A 14,361-nucleotide genomic window follows, 5' to 3' on the forward strand; every position below is an offset into this window, starting at 1 on the left:
TAGCCTGCGCCTATCCCCACTGATCGTTCGTTGAACCTGTCGGGTTTCTGCGAAAAGTACGCCCTCACCCGGTCTTGCTCGTTTACCCTCATGACGCTGAGGGATCCTGCCCGTTCAGGCGGGATAAGAAGTGTGAACGTTGACTTGACAATGATATAGTGTATATTATATTTAATATAAACACGCGTCATGCGTTACAAGGTAAAATGCCATGACGGGGAGTAGTACACGTCTTCAGGCCTGAAGAAGGATTTCTGATGGATCTTTCTGCAAGAGAGGGAAACCGATACGCTGAGAAGTTTCCCAGGCTGGCGGAGTGGAAGTTGCCCCTGAGCAGTCATTCTTAAAGGCGACGGCTGAGTAGGAATGACCGGTTAATCCGTTAACGTATTTAAGTGTACGTATCTGATACGTAAATTAAGGTGGTACCACGGAGCTTTCTTCGTCCTTGCGATGGAGAAAGCTCTTTTTATACTTTAAAAATTTTTGCGGGGAAAAAATCAGAAAAACGATGCTCCGGCGGCGCACGCAACGTGCCGGCCGGTAAGTTTTTCTTCATTTTCCAAAAAGGGGTTGTAAGTAATGGAAGAGACAAAAGAAATGGCAACGAAATACGATCCTGCAAAAACGGAAGACAAATGGTATCGGACATGGCGGGAAAAAGGCTATTTCAAGGCTGATGGTGATCCGGCGAAGAAGCCTTATTCGATCGTTATTCCGCCGCCAAACGTCACCGGTAAACTGCACCTTGGGCATGCCTGGGATACAACGATGCAGGATCTCCTGATCCGCTTCAAACGGATGCAGGGATATGACGCCCTGTACCTTCCCGGTATGGATCATGCGGGAATTGCCACGCAGGCCAAGGTCGATGCGAAATTGCGTAAGGAAGGGAAATCCCGATATGATCTGGGTCGCGAAAAGTTTCTGGAAGTGGCATGGGAATGGAAAAAGGAATATGCGGCTTTGATTCGTAAACAATGGGCGAAGCTTGGATTGTCGCTGGATTATTCCCGGGAACGCTTTACGCTTGATGAAGGTCTGTCGCGTGCGGTTCGTAAAGTATTTGTTTCCTTGTATAAAAAAGGGCTGATCTATCGCGGGGCTTATATCATCAACTGGGATCCTGCTGCCCGGACCGCCCTGTCGGATATTGAGGTCATCTACAAAGAAATCCCCGGCTATCTGTGGCATGTTAATTATCCATTAAAAGAGGGTTCCGGTTCCATTCAGATTGCCACAACGCGCCCGGAAACCATGCTTGGTGATACAGCCATTGCCGTTCATCCGGATGATGAGAGGTATAAGGATCTGATTGGAAAGACGGCAATCCTGCCCCTTGTCGGTCGTGAAATACCGATTGTTGCCGACCGCTATGTTGACCGTACATTTGGAACCGGTGCTGTGAAGATTACACCGGCGCACGATCCAAACGACTTTGAAGTAGGCAACCGGCATCATCTGCCGCGAATTCTTGTTATTAATGAAGCCGGAAAAATGAATGAGAATGCCGGCAAGTATCAGGGAATGGATCGTGATGCCTGTCGCCGTCAGATTGTCAGCGACCTGAAAGAGACCGGTGCTCTGGCATATACGGAAGAACATACCCATGCCGTCGGCCATTCAGAACGCACCGGTGTGGTGGTTGAGCCCATCTTGTCCACGCAGTGGTTCGTTAAAATGAAGCCACTCGCCGAAGCCTCTTTGAAGATGCAGGAAACAGATGATAAAGTTCATTTTATACCGGACCGCTTTGAAGGTACATACAGACACTGGATGGAAAACATTCGTGACTGGTGTATTTCCCGCCAGCTCTGGTGGGGGCACCGGATACCGGCCTGGTATCATAAGAAAACTGGAGAAGTGTATGTCGGGACGGAAGCGCCGAAGGACAGTGAGAACTGGAAACAGGACGAAGACGTTCTGGACACCTGGTTCAGTTCGGCGCTCTGGCCTTTCTCGACGATGGGCTGGCCGGATGAAGGGGCATCGGATTTTAAACGGTATTTTCCAACCAACGCGCTGGTCACCGGATATGATATTATCTTTTTCTGGGTAGCACGGATGATGTTCCAGTCTACTGAATTTACCGGGAGAAGTCCATTCAGGGATGTTCTGATTCATGGTCTGGTCCGTGATGAACAGGGAAGGAAAATGAGTAAATCGCTCGGCAACGGCATCGATCCGATGGATGTGATTGACAAATATGGAGCAGATGCGCTGCGCTATACACTTGCGACCGGAACGACACCGGGACAGGATCTTACGTTCCAGTGGAGTAAAGTTGAGGCAAACTGGAATTTTGCCAACAAAATATGGAACGCTTCGCGATTTGTGATCATGAATCTTGACGGTTTCTCGATCAGTGAAGTAGATCTGTCAGGAGAAAAATCAGTTGCCGATCGCTGGATTCTTTCCCGTCTGAATGCAACGATAAAAAAGGTGACCTCACTTTACGAAAACTATGATTTCGGCGAAGCGGGACACTATCTGTATCAGTTCATCTGGGATGACTACTGCGACTGGTATATTGAAATGGCCAAACTGCCGCTTTACGGAGACGATGAATCGGCCAGTCGGACAACAAAATCCGTTCTTACTTATGTACTGGATAAGATCCTGAAACTTCTGCATCCGATTATGCCTTTTATTACAGAGGAGATCTGGCAGCATCTGCCCCACGAAGGGGAAACCATTATGCACAGTAGCTGGCCGGAATCGAAAGCGGAGTGGAATGATAAAGCAGTGGGAAAACAGATGAGCCTGCTGCAGAATGTGATCCGTACGGTGCGCAGTGTCCGTTCTGAGATGCATGTTGCACCTAAAAAGCCCATTGATATGCTTGTGAAAACGGAATCGGATGAGGAGAGCGAACTACTGGAAGCAAACCGTGTCACGCTTGAAAAGTTCTGCAATCCTTCCTCACTGAAAATCAGCACACATATTCAGGCTCCGGATAAGGCAGTTTCAAAAGTGATTACCGGGGCGGATATTTTTCTCCCGCTGTCAGGCCTGATCAATATTGAGGATGAAGTCAGCCGGCTGGGAAAAGAACTGGAAAAGATGAATGCTGAAGTGGAACGCGTACGGAAAAAATTAAGCAATCAGAGGTTCGTGGATAAAGCGCCGGCTGCGATCGTTGATAAAGAACGGGCAAAAGAAACCGACTATCTGCAGAAACGTGACAAAATTGAAAAACGAATTGCTGAATTGAAAGCCTGAAAGTAGACAAAACACATATAGCTGCGCAAAATAAACGGTAAGGGGGTTTTCCCCTTATCGTTTATTTTTTTTGGAGGTCAGGTTATATGTTTAAATCTGCTGAAGAAGCGCTTTCATGGATTCACGGTCTGAACAATGAGCCAGGCAAACCCGGGACGGAAAGAATGAAGTGGATGCTGGATAGAATGAGGCATCCCGAACATCGGCTGCGTACCGTCCATGTCGGAGGAACAAACGGCAAGGGATCGACCGTCTGCTTTCTCTGGCATATCTATCAGGAAGAAGGGTTGAAAGTCGGTACCTTCACCTCTCCTTATATCACATCATTTAATGAACGGATGATGGTCAACGGGGAAGCGATCAGTGATGACGATCTGGTACGTGCAGCCAATATCGTTTATCCCGTGGTGAAAGAGGCTGCCCATGAAACAAATCTTGGCCGGCCGTCGGAATTCGAAGTCGTGACCCTGATCAGTTTTGTTTATTTTGGCCGGATGAATCCCTGTGATCTGGTTCTTTATGAAGTGGGGCTTGGTGGTCGCCTGGATCCAACCAATGTGATTTTCCCGCTCGTTTCGATCATTACGAATGTGGGGATGGACCACATGCAGCAGCTTGGGGACACGCTGGAGAAGATTGCAAAAGAGAAAGCAGGGATCATAAAACATGGCGTCGGTGTGATTACAACAGCCGAGAATCCACAGGTCCTCAGCGTGCTGCGCAGGACGGCGAAGGCAGAACAGGCAAACATCTATGTGATCGGGGATGAATTCCGGGTGCAATCTGCCGGACATGATGAAGCCGGCGAACATTTTGACTTTGACAGTTTATATATTCATGAAAAAGATCTGATGATCCGGATGAAGGGCCAGTATCAGCTGAAGAATGCTGCGGCGGCACTGATGGCTGTTGATTTTCTTCAGAGCTTTTTTGGCCTGACAGCTGAAAAAGAAAGCATTCGGAACGGACTGCGGAAAGCCGTATGGCCGGGCCGTTTTGAAACCGTATCCAGAGATCCGCTGATTATTCTGGACGGGGCGCATAACCTGCAGGGGACAGAAGCCCTGGTTCAGACCGTTAAGCGTTATTATCCGGGAAGAAAAATCCATGTCCTCTATGCGGTTATGAAAGACAAGGAGTACAGCCGGATGATTCCACGGATCGAATCCATTGCTGCAGATATGACTTTTACCACGATTGCCTCTTCCCGTGCGGCGGACAGCCACGATCTTTATGAAGTTTCATCTCATACACGAAAAAGGGAAAATAGAAGCTGGCAGACAGCACTTGAAAAGCTGATTTCTGAAACACAAGATCGGGATGTGCTGCTTGCCTGTGGTTCCCTGTATTTTATTGCACAGATCCGCCGCTATATTTACAGACACCATAAGGATTTGCAGCTTCATCTGAATTGAACGTTTATGCCGAATCTTAAAAAACAGGGGGAGAATGAAGAAGGTTTTGAAAAACCTTTCCAAATTATTATAAAATTTGATACAATACACTTAGTCAAATAGTATGATTTTACCTTTTCGCAACCAGACGAAAAGGAGGCAGTTCTGATGAGTAAAGCAAAACAAAGAGGCCTCTGGCTGACATGGATGATCCTTTTTGCCGTGTCACTTCCACTGGTTTATATCGCTGATCCCCCGCGCAATCATTCCATATGGTCAGTCGCAATGGTTGCTGCGGTATTTCTGATCACCGCACTCTTCAGTTTTAAAGTGCAGGGAACCGATATCATTGTACTGCAGGGGATCGGACTTGCTGCCTTTTTAATTTTCGGTTTATTTATTGAAGTCCTTCTGACACAGTTCGGGATACTTGTTTATCTGATTAACCAGCGACTGAGTAAACAGGATACCTACCGGATTCCGATGAATTCCATCATGTTCCTGGGCGTATCGGTTTCAGCAGCTGCCGTCTACTATGCCCTGGGCGGACAGGCAGAGATCAGTCATCAGGATTTTCTGCCGCTCAGTCTCATTCCTGTAGTCGGTTTCTACCTGGCCGCTTATATCGTCAATGAAGTCTTTATTTATTTTTATCACCGCTGGCTCATCGCGGACGAAACGGCCCGCCTTTTTACAAAGGATATGGCCTGGGAGATTGTGGTCACCTTTCTGATGATGCCGCTTGGTCTTGCCTTTTATTTTATGTATCTGTCACGGGGCATTACAGGTATGTTTATGATCTCTGTTCCGATGATTGCTCTTTCTGTGATTATGAGACTGGTGAATAACAGTCAGGAACTGATCCGCTTTCTGCAGCAGGTCAACCATCTGGGCCAGAAACTGACCGAGGAGCTGTCGGTGGAACATGTGATTAATTTACTTTTCGAGAAGATACCGGTCATGACGCCGCTCGATTATCTGTATATTATCAGCTACAGGCAGCCGGACAAACCGAAGCTGCTCCGTATATTCCGCCGGGATGATGAGAAAAACTTTGTGCCATTCCAGCAGGAAGCGGATCCCAGTCAGGAAGTTTACCGACTGGCAAAAGCGGTAAGCGGATATAAGAGCCATGAAATATATCCTTTTCTGAAGGCCCTGTCTTCGGGGAAAGCCCGATCTTTTCTCGCCGTACCGATGATGTACCACGGACAGGTACTGGGCGTTCTTACTGTCGCATCAAATCGACCGAAAGCCTATACGAAGACGAATCGGATTGGTATGGAAATCATCGGAGATTTTCTCGCAATCGCCCTTGAGAATGCGAAAAATTTCGAGAAAAAGCGGGAAGAGAGCGAACATTGTCCCCTCACTGATCTCTATAATTATCGTTATATGATGAGGCAGTTGGATCAGATGTTTAAGGATGAATCATTAGATACTTTTTCCATTATTATGATGGACATTGATGACTTTAAGCAGGTGAATGATACATACGGTCACCAGAACGGTAATGCGATCCTGATCGGAGTAGCCAACCGGCTGCGGAAAACGGTCGGTGATAAGGGCATTGTCGCCCGTTATGGCGGGGAGGAGTTTACTGTATTGTTGCCGAAAATGGATCGGAACATGTGTTTTGCCATTGCTGAATCCATTCGAATCGCGGTTGTTTCTGAACCGTTTATGGTTTACCTGGAAAAGGAGCAGCGCTATAAACAGGTGCATATTACGATCAGTCTGGGAACATCGACCGCACGATCGGAAGCCTCTGCCCCTGCTGCGCTGATTAATAATGCTGATTTTGCCATGTATTCAGGTGCAAAACGAAAAGGAAAAAATCGTGTGTCTCGATTTGTATAAAAACAATGTGAATTTTATCGAAAAATAAAGAGGTTCAGGACGACAAAAGTCCTGACCTTTTTTATTTTTCCTGTGCTATTCTGTGGGGAAAGATGCTGACTTTCGAAATGGGGCATGCAGGTGGACAAGAAAAAGCAGAATGAGTGCAACGTCACTGTGACCTTTAATGGGCGGAAATACTCACTTCAGGATTGGGCGGAAAAGGAAACGGCTGCCAATAAAGATCGTTCGCTTGACTGGAGCCGTTCATTCCCGGAAAAGCAGGATACAATGAATAAGCAGGATACAGATACAGGTCTTTTTCCCCGCCATAAAGATAAAAAATCGAAGAAAAAAAAGAGGGGCAGAAAAGGAGCAGCGGATCCTGTTTCGATTCTGGTCAGGTTATGGTTACCGGTTCTTGCGGCTGTCGTCATTGGTCTGGCAAGCGGAATGACCATGCTGATGTTCTTTTCCGGTGCGGACAAGCCGGCCGGGCAGTCATGGGCACAATCAGACGGGGATGCTTCTGTTCAGGAGCAGCAGCGTCTCCCGACACGAAAAGATCTCGAGTTTTCGACAGGCATGATCCAGGCGGGTGTGTTCTCAACAATGGAAAAAGCCAGTCAGGTGGCCGAAAGTCTGAGAAACGAGGGGATACCGTCTCTCGCATTTCCAGACAGGATGAACACCGTATTCATAGGTGCAGCCTCAACCGTGCAAAGCGCGAAGGTCCTGACGAATGATTATAAAGAGAAGGGTGTGTCCTTCTATACCAGAAAGTATGATTATCGTGTCACAGATCAGTCATCCGTATTAAAAAGCAAAAGCATGGCTGTTTTTGCTGCCCGGGCCAAAGTATATTTACAGGGCATGCATCAGATCGCTGATCTTAAGGCAGACGAGAGATATCCGAATCAGCAACTGATGGAGCGGCTGAATCGTCAGCTGAACACTCTGAAAGGGATGGAAAAGACGGATCTGTCGCGTACCTTTCTCGAGACCGCTGAAGCGACAATGCGTACCCTGCACATTTTCGCTGAAAAAAAAGATGAAGCAACTTACTACGCCTTCCAGCAGCATTTGCTGGAACTGTCTGCTTCCTATCAGAAAATCATCGGCTTTGAGAAAAAATAATTAGTTGGAATTTGTGTTTATTGTCATAAATATAGAATGATTGTCGAAAATATTAACATTGATCGCTCATAATAAGCCATTTATATTGATTTCTCTCTCTGAAAAAAATACGCAGGCAGAGTATGTTTAGATCACATATATCTGATACGTACAGATGAGGGGGATCAGGATGGATGAAAGGATTATGATGAAGGATGTTCCATGTGAAGACCGGCCAAGGGAGCGCCTGATCAGGGATGGGGCCCAATCGTTATCGGACAGAGATCTGCTCGCTATCATACTTCGCTCAGGATCCAGGTATGAATCTGTCCTTGAACTGTCAGGCAGACTGATCAGTGAATTTGGAGGCATAGAAAATCTGCAGGAAGCCAGTGTCGAAGAACTGGGGAAAATTCGCGGAATTGGCACAGCCAAGGCCGTACAGCTTCTTGCCAGTTTCGAAATTGCGAAAAGGCTGGTCAGACACCGGAGCGATCAGCGGTATACGATACGATCACCTGAAGACGGAGCACAATTTGTGATGGAAGAGATGCGAACGCTGAAGCAGGAACATTTTGTCGCCGTGTTTCTCAATACAAAAAATCAGGTGCTGCACAAGTCAACGATCTTTATCGGGAGCCTGAACGCGTCCATAGTTCACCCTCGTGAAGTGTTTAAAGAAGCGGTGAGACGTTCTGCAGCGTCCATGATCTGTTTTCATAATCACCCGAGCGGAGATCCTTCCCCAAGCCGCGAAGATGTTGATGTGACCAAAAGACTGGTTTCCTGTGGGAAGATGCTCGGTGTTGATGTACTCGACCATATTGTCATCGGCGACAGGAAATATATCAGTCTGAAACAAAAAGGAATGATGTAACAGGCAGTTGATAGGCAAATGAATCGGAAGTCACTATAATTTTATTCCTAATTAAGATATAATTAAACTTATGAGTTCTGCAAATTGAAGGGAGATTACATAGATGTTTGGCGGATTTTCTAGAGATATGGGGATTGACCTCGGGACGGCGAACACGCTTGTTTATGTCAGAGGGAAAGGTGTCGTTGTAAGGGAACCCTCTGTGGTTGCCCTGCATACGGACAGCGGACTGATTGAAGCGGTGGGAAGTCCGGCAAAAGATATGATTGGCAGAACGCCTGGAAACATTGTTGCCGTACGTCCGATGAAGGATGGTGTGATTGCTGATTTTGATACAACGGCGACAATGATGAAATATTTTATAAATGAAGCACAGAAGAAACGCTCCGTTTTTTCACGTAAGCCGAATGTAATGGTTTGTGTGCCCTCCGGCATTACTGCGGTTGAAAAGCGTGCCGTTGAGGATGCTACAAAACAGGCCGGGGCACGTGAAGCCTATACCATTGAAGAACCTTTTGCGGCAGCAGTTGGCGCAGATCTTCCGGTTTGGGAACCCACGGGGAGTATGGTTGTCGACATCGGTGGTGGTACGACTGAAGTGGCTATTATTTCTCTCGGTGGTATTGTGACCAGTCAGTCGATCCGCATTGCCGGTGATGACATGGATGAAGCCATTATTCAGTATATTAAGAAATCATATAATCTGATGATTGGTGAAAGAACGGCGGAGACGCTGAAACTCGAAATTGGCTCCGCAGGTCATTCAGAAGAACAGGAAAGGGCCAAAATGGATATTCGCGGCCGGGATCTTCTGACAGGTCTGCCAAAAACGATTGAAGTCACCGGTAAAGAAGTAGCAGCGGCACTAAGCGATACGGTGGGCCGGATTGTGGAAACAGTCAAAGTGACGCTTGAGAAAACGCCGCCGGAACTGGCAGCTGATATTATGGATCGGGGCATTGTGATGACAGGCGGCGGTGCCTTGCTGCATAATCTTGACCACGTGCTCAGCGATGAAACGAAAATGCCGGTGATTGTCGCAGAAAATCCTCTCGACTGTGTCGCAATCGGAACAGGACGCTCTCTTGAGAACCTGCATTTATTCCGTAAGAAAAGCCGGGCCACTTCATTAGCCAAAAGAAACTGATCGATCATTTATTTTTATTGTAGTGAAGCAGGTGTGTTTATGCCTTCGTTTTTTTCAAACAAAAAATTGATTGTTCTGCTCACCAGCCTGATTGTCCTGATTGCGCTGATCAGCTATTCTCTCAGGCAGGGCAGCAGAACAACATGGATGGAACGGTTTGTTCAGGATTCAGCCGGGTTTTTCCAGTATGTGATCAACGTACCCGCTCAATATGCAGCGGGTTTCTTTGAGAATGTCAGCGATATGAATCATACCTATCAGGAGAATAAAAGACTCAAAGCGAAACTGGAAGATTATGCGCGACTGCAGCAGGAAAATCGCGATCTGACTCAGCGGTTCAATGAATTGAAGAAGCAGCTGAATGTGGATAAGAATCCTGATCTGTCGTCATACACCAAATATACGGCCCAAGTGATCGCACGCCCGAATGACGGCTGGAATCAGATGCTGACAGTGGATAAAGGAAGGATGAACGGAATCCGAACGGGGATGCCTGTCGTAACGCCGGAAGGACTGATCGGTACCATTGAAAAAACCGGTAATTTTACCAGCAGGGTCTCCCTGATCACGAACAAGCGTAATGTCAACCAGATATCCGCCAAAATATCGAACACGGGTACATACGGGATGATTGAGGGCTTTGATGAGGAAAAAGGGGCCCTTTTATTTCAACGGATTCCCATTAAATCCAATGTGAAAAAGGGTCAGACAGTGGTCACTTCCGGGCTGAGTGGCATGTATCCTCAGGGCCTGATTATTGGTAAGATTACCTCAGTGTCAACAGATCAATACGGTCTGACCAGAGCAGCAGAGGTCAAACCGTCTGCTAACTTTGATTCCATCAATTATGTCATGATCGTAAACAGGGAAGCCCCAACCCCGGATACAGGGAAGTGAAGTCAATGAAGCGATTTGGGTTATTTCTGATTCTTTTCCTCCTTTTTGTACTGGAAGGGACCATTTTTGCCCGATTCCTTCCGGTAGGTAATGCGTACCAGGTGCAGATCGTTCCCGCTTTCGTCTTTGTTGCCATTCTGCTGATGGCCTTTTTTGGAGATTATGCGATCAGATATGCTGTTTTATTCGGATTTTTAATTGATCTGGTATATACATCAACGCTCGGTGTTTATGCTTTCTGCATGGGACTGACCGTCTATCTGATTCATGCTTTATCTAAATGGCTGAGTATGAATGTGGCAACGACGCTCCTCCTAGTTGCTGCAGGTGTTTGTCTGCTTCAGACAGGGGTTTACGTGATATACTTAATGATTGGACAGACGGATCAGACCCTGTTGTCATTTTTTAAATTTCGTCTTCCGGGTACTGTGGCTGTGAATGTAGCGTTTGCGCTGATCATTTATTATCCGTTCCGACGCTTTCTTTTATATGTGAATCGTCCGGAAGAGCATTAATTTTTTTCAAGTGATGAAGGAATTTTAACATTCAGTGTGGAATAACAAACGTATTGAGGTGAACAACCCAGATGTCTGCCAGCTTGCCGCTTGTCACGATGAAAGGAAGAAAAGACGGACTTGTCCTGATTATGGATGAGACCTGTACTTATGATGCGCTGCTACAGGATCTGAAGGAGAAATTGTCGGTCAATAAATATTTTGATCAGGATGACCCTGTCATTTCGGTGAAGGTGGAGGCGGGCAACCGGTACCTGAGTGCAGCACAGAAGTCAGAACTAGTCAGCGTTATCCGTTCTTTCGATCATTTACAGGTGGAAAAAATAGAAACGAATGTCATGACTCGTGAAGAGTTTGAAAAGGAAAAATCCCGTGAACAGGTTGTTCCTGTTGAACGAATGATCCGCTCAGGGCAAATGCTGACCATTGAAGGGAATCTGCTTCTTATCGGGGATGTGAACCCGGGAGGAAGGGTTTCTGCTACCGGGAATATATACATTCTTGGAACCTTACGCGGAATTGCGGCTGCCGGTATCCGGGAAAACAACAGGGAAGCCATTATCGCTGCGTCAATCATGGAACCGACACAGCTCCGGATCGGGGATCTGATCTGTGGAATGGACAAACCCTTGTCAACAGACGAAGATGAGACTGCTCCGAAATGTGCTTATATCGATCAGTCTCACGGTGAGATTGTCATTGATACGATTCATGACTCAGTTGTCCGGTATCATTTGGCCATGGTTCCGGAAAAATCGTGAATTTTTCAACAGAGGGGTGTTTATCATGGGGGAAGCTATCGTCGTTACATCAGGGAAGGGCGGTGTTGGCAAAACCACTACATCAGCAAATATTGGTACCGTACTGGCTCTTCAGGGAAAGAAAGTATGTCTCGTAGATACAGATATCGGCCTTCGTAACCTGGATGTTGTTATGGGACTTGAAAACCGTATCATTTATGATCTGGTCGACGTAGCCAGCGGGCGATGCAAGCTCAGGCAGGCGCTGGTTAAGGATAAACGTTTTGATTCTCTCAGCATGCTCCCCGCTGCACAGACGGTAGATAAAATGTCTGTCCTGCCTGATCAGATGAAGAAAATCATTGATGAACTGAAATCGGAATTCGATTACGTGGTGATAGATTGCCCTGCAGGTATTGAACGCGGATTCAAAAATGCTGTAGCAGGAGCTGATCACGCGATTGTGGTGACAACTCCTGAAATTTCCTCAGTCCGGGATGCCGACAGAGTAATCGGCCTGCTTGAACAGGAAAAAAACATCACACCCCCACGTCTGATTATCAATCGCATTCGTCAGCATATGGTAAAGAGCGGGGGCATGCTTGAGACGGATGAGATTATGAACATTCTGGCTATTGATCTTCTCGGTATCGTGCTGGACGATGATGATGTGATTTCAGCATCAAACAAAGGTGAACCGATCGCCATGAATCCGTCCTCACGTGCCGCACAGGCTTATCGGAATATTGGCAGACGGATCCTTGGAGAGACTGTTCCGCTCATGGCTGTTGAAGAAAAAGGCGGTTTTTTTCATAAATTTAAAAATCTCCTTGGCATGAGGTAAATAAAATCAGCAGATCCGACGGACCCATTAAGGTCCGTTTTTTTTAGTCCATGCTGGGATGATGAAGTCCAACCCATCATAAAAGAAGACCCCTGTGCATAAGGTCTAACATAGGACAGGCACAGGAGGGCACGTTATGGGTGCTTATGAAGCATACAAAAAAAGACACATGGACAGAAAGAGGAAACGTACCGGCTTAACCACTTCGAGCCATCAAGGTCCGAAATCGTTCGAGCCTTATGAACGATATGCTGCTAAAGAAATGAAGGACAGGCCATCGGGCGGACCGAATCGTTTTTTAATCAGGTGCGTCCTGGCGGCAGTTCTCGTCCTGGCGGTCTCCTGGATTAACCGGCAGGATCATGAGAGATTTCAGAGGATTCAATCGTCCATTGAAACGGCGATGTCTCATGAATTCCAGTTTGCCGCAGTGGCAGACTGGTATCAGAAAAATCTTGGCGAACCTGTAGGGTTTCTGCCTGACCTGAATAAGAAGCAGCAGAATGTAGAAGGTCAGGTCGCCGAACCTGAAAAGAAGACTGAATATGCTGTCCCGGTAAACGGAGAGATTACAGGGACATACAATAATAAAACCAAGGGCGTCACGGTATCAACAACTTCCCATTCTGAAGTCAGTGCCGTACAGGACGGGCTGGTTGTATTTGCAGGTGAGAAGAAAGATAGCGGGCGAACGGTCGTGATCCAGCACAAGGACAATACAGAATCATGGTATGGAAAACTGGATGAAACAAAAGTGAAAGTTTATGAAACGGTTAAGAAGGGGCAGAAGATCGGGACCACTTCGGGAGATAAAAAAGGGAATTTTTATTTTGCCCTGAAGAAGGAGGAAAAGTTCATCGATCCGATTCAGGTGATGTCTTTTGATTAAATTTCTGTCATCCAGAATGCGTATTCATCCTGTGTTCTGGCTGGTTATGGCAATGGGTGGGCTGACCGGCTATCTGTGGGAGACAGTCATCGCTTTTTCTATTGTTCTGATTCATGAGTGCGGGCATGCGGCGGCAGCCCGTCGTTTCGGATGGCATGTATTGGAAATTGAGCTGCTGCCCTTTGGCGGTGTCGCACGGATTGATGGGGGAAGGGATGTTGCATTCGTCCAGGAATTTATTGTCATCATCAGTGGCCCGCTTCAGCATCTCTGGCTGCCCTTTCTGTCACAGGCTATGCTGGCCTTGCCCTTCTGGGGTCCGGCTCAGCACCAGATCCTGACGAGCCAGAACATGGCGCTTCTGCTGTTTAATCTGCTGCCTGTCTGGCCACTTGACGGAGGGAGACTGCTGCATCTGTTTCTGGAGAGACTGTACCCTTACAAATCGGCTTATTACCGGGTTTTGCTCTTCTCCTGTCTGGGCCTTGTCCTATTCAGTATCATCATGCTCATATACTACAGATTTTCCGTAAATCTGTGGGTGATGATTGCCTTTATCTCTCTGTCCATCTATAAAGAACGACAGGTCATTCCTCTGCATTTTCTCCGCTTTCTTATGGCCATGTCAAACAGGAAAAAAGTATTTCGGATGAACAGATGGATCTATGCTCAGCCTGACGAGCCGATTACATCCGTTTTTTCCGGCTTTTACAGAAATTCAGAGCATAAGATTCGTATCGTGGGGGAAAAGGGAAAAGAAATAAACGGTAAAGCACTTGTGTCGGCGTTTTTTAGTGGACGCTGTTCAGGAGGAAAGTTAGAGGATTATCGTTTTCCAGCAGATGATTAGCAGATGGGTTCATCTTGCAGGACGGCATTGA

The 14,361-nt window shown here is 46.9% G+C and carries 12 protein-coding genes and 1 other annotated feature; all 12 genes read left to right on the plus strand.

Going from position 1 to position 14,361, the window contains the following annotated elements; genetic code table 11:
* Nucleotides 1-202: 202 nt before the first annotated feature.
* Nucleotides 203-453 (plus strand) — a binding site (T-box leader).
* 129 nt (nucleotides 454-582) lie between these two features.
* The 12 genes from EWH91_RS01440 to EWH91_RS01495 all read left to right on the plus strand — a co-directional run bounded on the left by EWH91_RS01440 (nucleotide 583) and on the right by EWH91_RS01495 (nucleotide 14,330).
* The gene (locus EWH91_RS01440; protein ID WP_129928225.1) at nucleotides 583-3,222 is read left to right on the plus strand and encodes a valine--tRNA ligase; all 2,640 of its coding nucleotides are present in this window, start codon (nucleotides 583-585) and stop codon (nucleotides 3,220-3,222) included.
* Between the two features lie 86 nt (nucleotides 3,223-3,308).
* Complete coding sequence (locus EWH91_RS01445) at nucleotides 3,309-4,637, plus strand: bifunctional folylpolyglutamate synthase/dihydrofolate synthase (protein WP_129928226.1); 1,329 nt, start codon at nucleotides 3,309-3,311, stop codon at nucleotides 4,635-4,637.
* Nucleotides 4,638-4,784: 147 nt separating this feature from the next.
* Nucleotides 4,785-6,476: a sensor domain-containing diguanylate cyclase gene (locus EWH91_RS01450; protein WP_129928227.1), complete on the plus strand. Its 1,692-nt coding sequence runs from the start codon at nucleotides 4,785-4,787 to the stop codon at nucleotides 6,474-6,476.
* A gap of 120 nt (nucleotides 6,477-6,596) precedes the next feature.
* On the plus strand, nucleotides 6,597-7,592 hold the full coding sequence (locus tag EWH91_RS01455) for a hypothetical protein (protein ID WP_129928228.1): 996 nt from the start codon (nucleotides 6,597-6,599) through the stop codon (nucleotides 7,590-7,592).
* Nucleotides 7,593-7,761: 169 nt separating this feature from the next.
* Complete coding sequence (gene radC, locus EWH91_RS01460; protein WP_129928229.1) at nucleotides 7,762-8,448, plus strand: RadC family protein; 687 nt, start codon at nucleotides 7,762-7,764, stop codon at nucleotides 8,446-8,448.
* A 103-nt stretch (nucleotides 8,449-8,551) separates the two neighbouring features.
* Nucleotides 8,552-9,595, plus strand: coding sequence for a rod shape-determining protein (locus tag EWH91_RS01465; RefSeq protein ID WP_129928230.1), 1,044 nt, complete (start codon nucleotides 8,552-8,554; stop codon nucleotides 9,593-9,595).
* 39 nt (nucleotides 9,596-9,634) lie between these two features.
* On the plus strand, nucleotides 9,635-10,492 hold the full coding sequence (gene mreC, locus EWH91_RS01470) for a rod shape-determining protein MreC (RefSeq protein WP_129928231.1): 858 nt from the start codon (nucleotides 9,635-9,637) through the stop codon (nucleotides 10,490-10,492).
* 5 nt (nucleotides 10,493-10,497) lie between these two features.
* Nucleotides 10,498-11,007 (plus strand): rod shape-determining protein MreD, encoded by a 510-nt coding sequence (mreD, locus tag EWH91_RS01475; RefSeq protein ID WP_129928232.1) that lies wholly within the window; start codon nucleotides 10,498-10,500, stop codon nucleotides 11,005-11,007.
* Nucleotides 11,008-11,078: 71 nt separating this feature from the next.
* On the plus strand, nucleotides 11,079-11,768 hold the full coding sequence (gene minC / locus EWH91_RS01480; RefSeq protein WP_129928233.1) for a septum site-determining protein MinC: 690 nt from the start codon (nucleotides 11,079-11,081) through the stop codon (nucleotides 11,766-11,768).
* 25 nt (nucleotides 11,769-11,793) lie between these two features.
* The gene (minD, locus tag EWH91_RS01485; protein WP_129928234.1) at nucleotides 11,794-12,591 is read left to right on the plus strand and encodes a septum site-determining protein MinD; all 798 of its coding nucleotides are present in this window, start codon (nucleotides 11,794-11,796) and stop codon (nucleotides 12,589-12,591) included.
* 136 nt (nucleotides 12,592-12,727) lie between these two features.
* Nucleotides 12,728-13,480: a M23 family metallopeptidase gene (locus EWH91_RS01490; protein ID WP_129928235.1), complete on the plus strand. Its 753-nt coding sequence runs from the start codon at nucleotides 12,728-12,730 to the stop codon at nucleotides 13,478-13,480.
* Nucleotides 13,473-14,330, plus strand: coding sequence for a site-2 protease family protein (locus tag EWH91_RS01495; RefSeq protein ID WP_129928236.1), 858 nt, complete (start codon nucleotides 13,473-13,475; stop codon nucleotides 14,328-14,330). Before EWH91_RS01490 ends, EWH91_RS01495 begins: the two co-directional genes overlap by 8 nt.
* The last annotated feature ends 31 nt before the right edge of the window (nucleotides 14,331-14,361 follow it).

This window comes from Sporolactobacillus sp. THM19-2 (assembly GCF_004153195.1).
In the GTDB taxonomy this organism is placed as follows: domain Bacteria; phylum Bacillota; class Bacilli; order Bacillales; family Sporolactobacillaceae; genus Sporolactobacillus.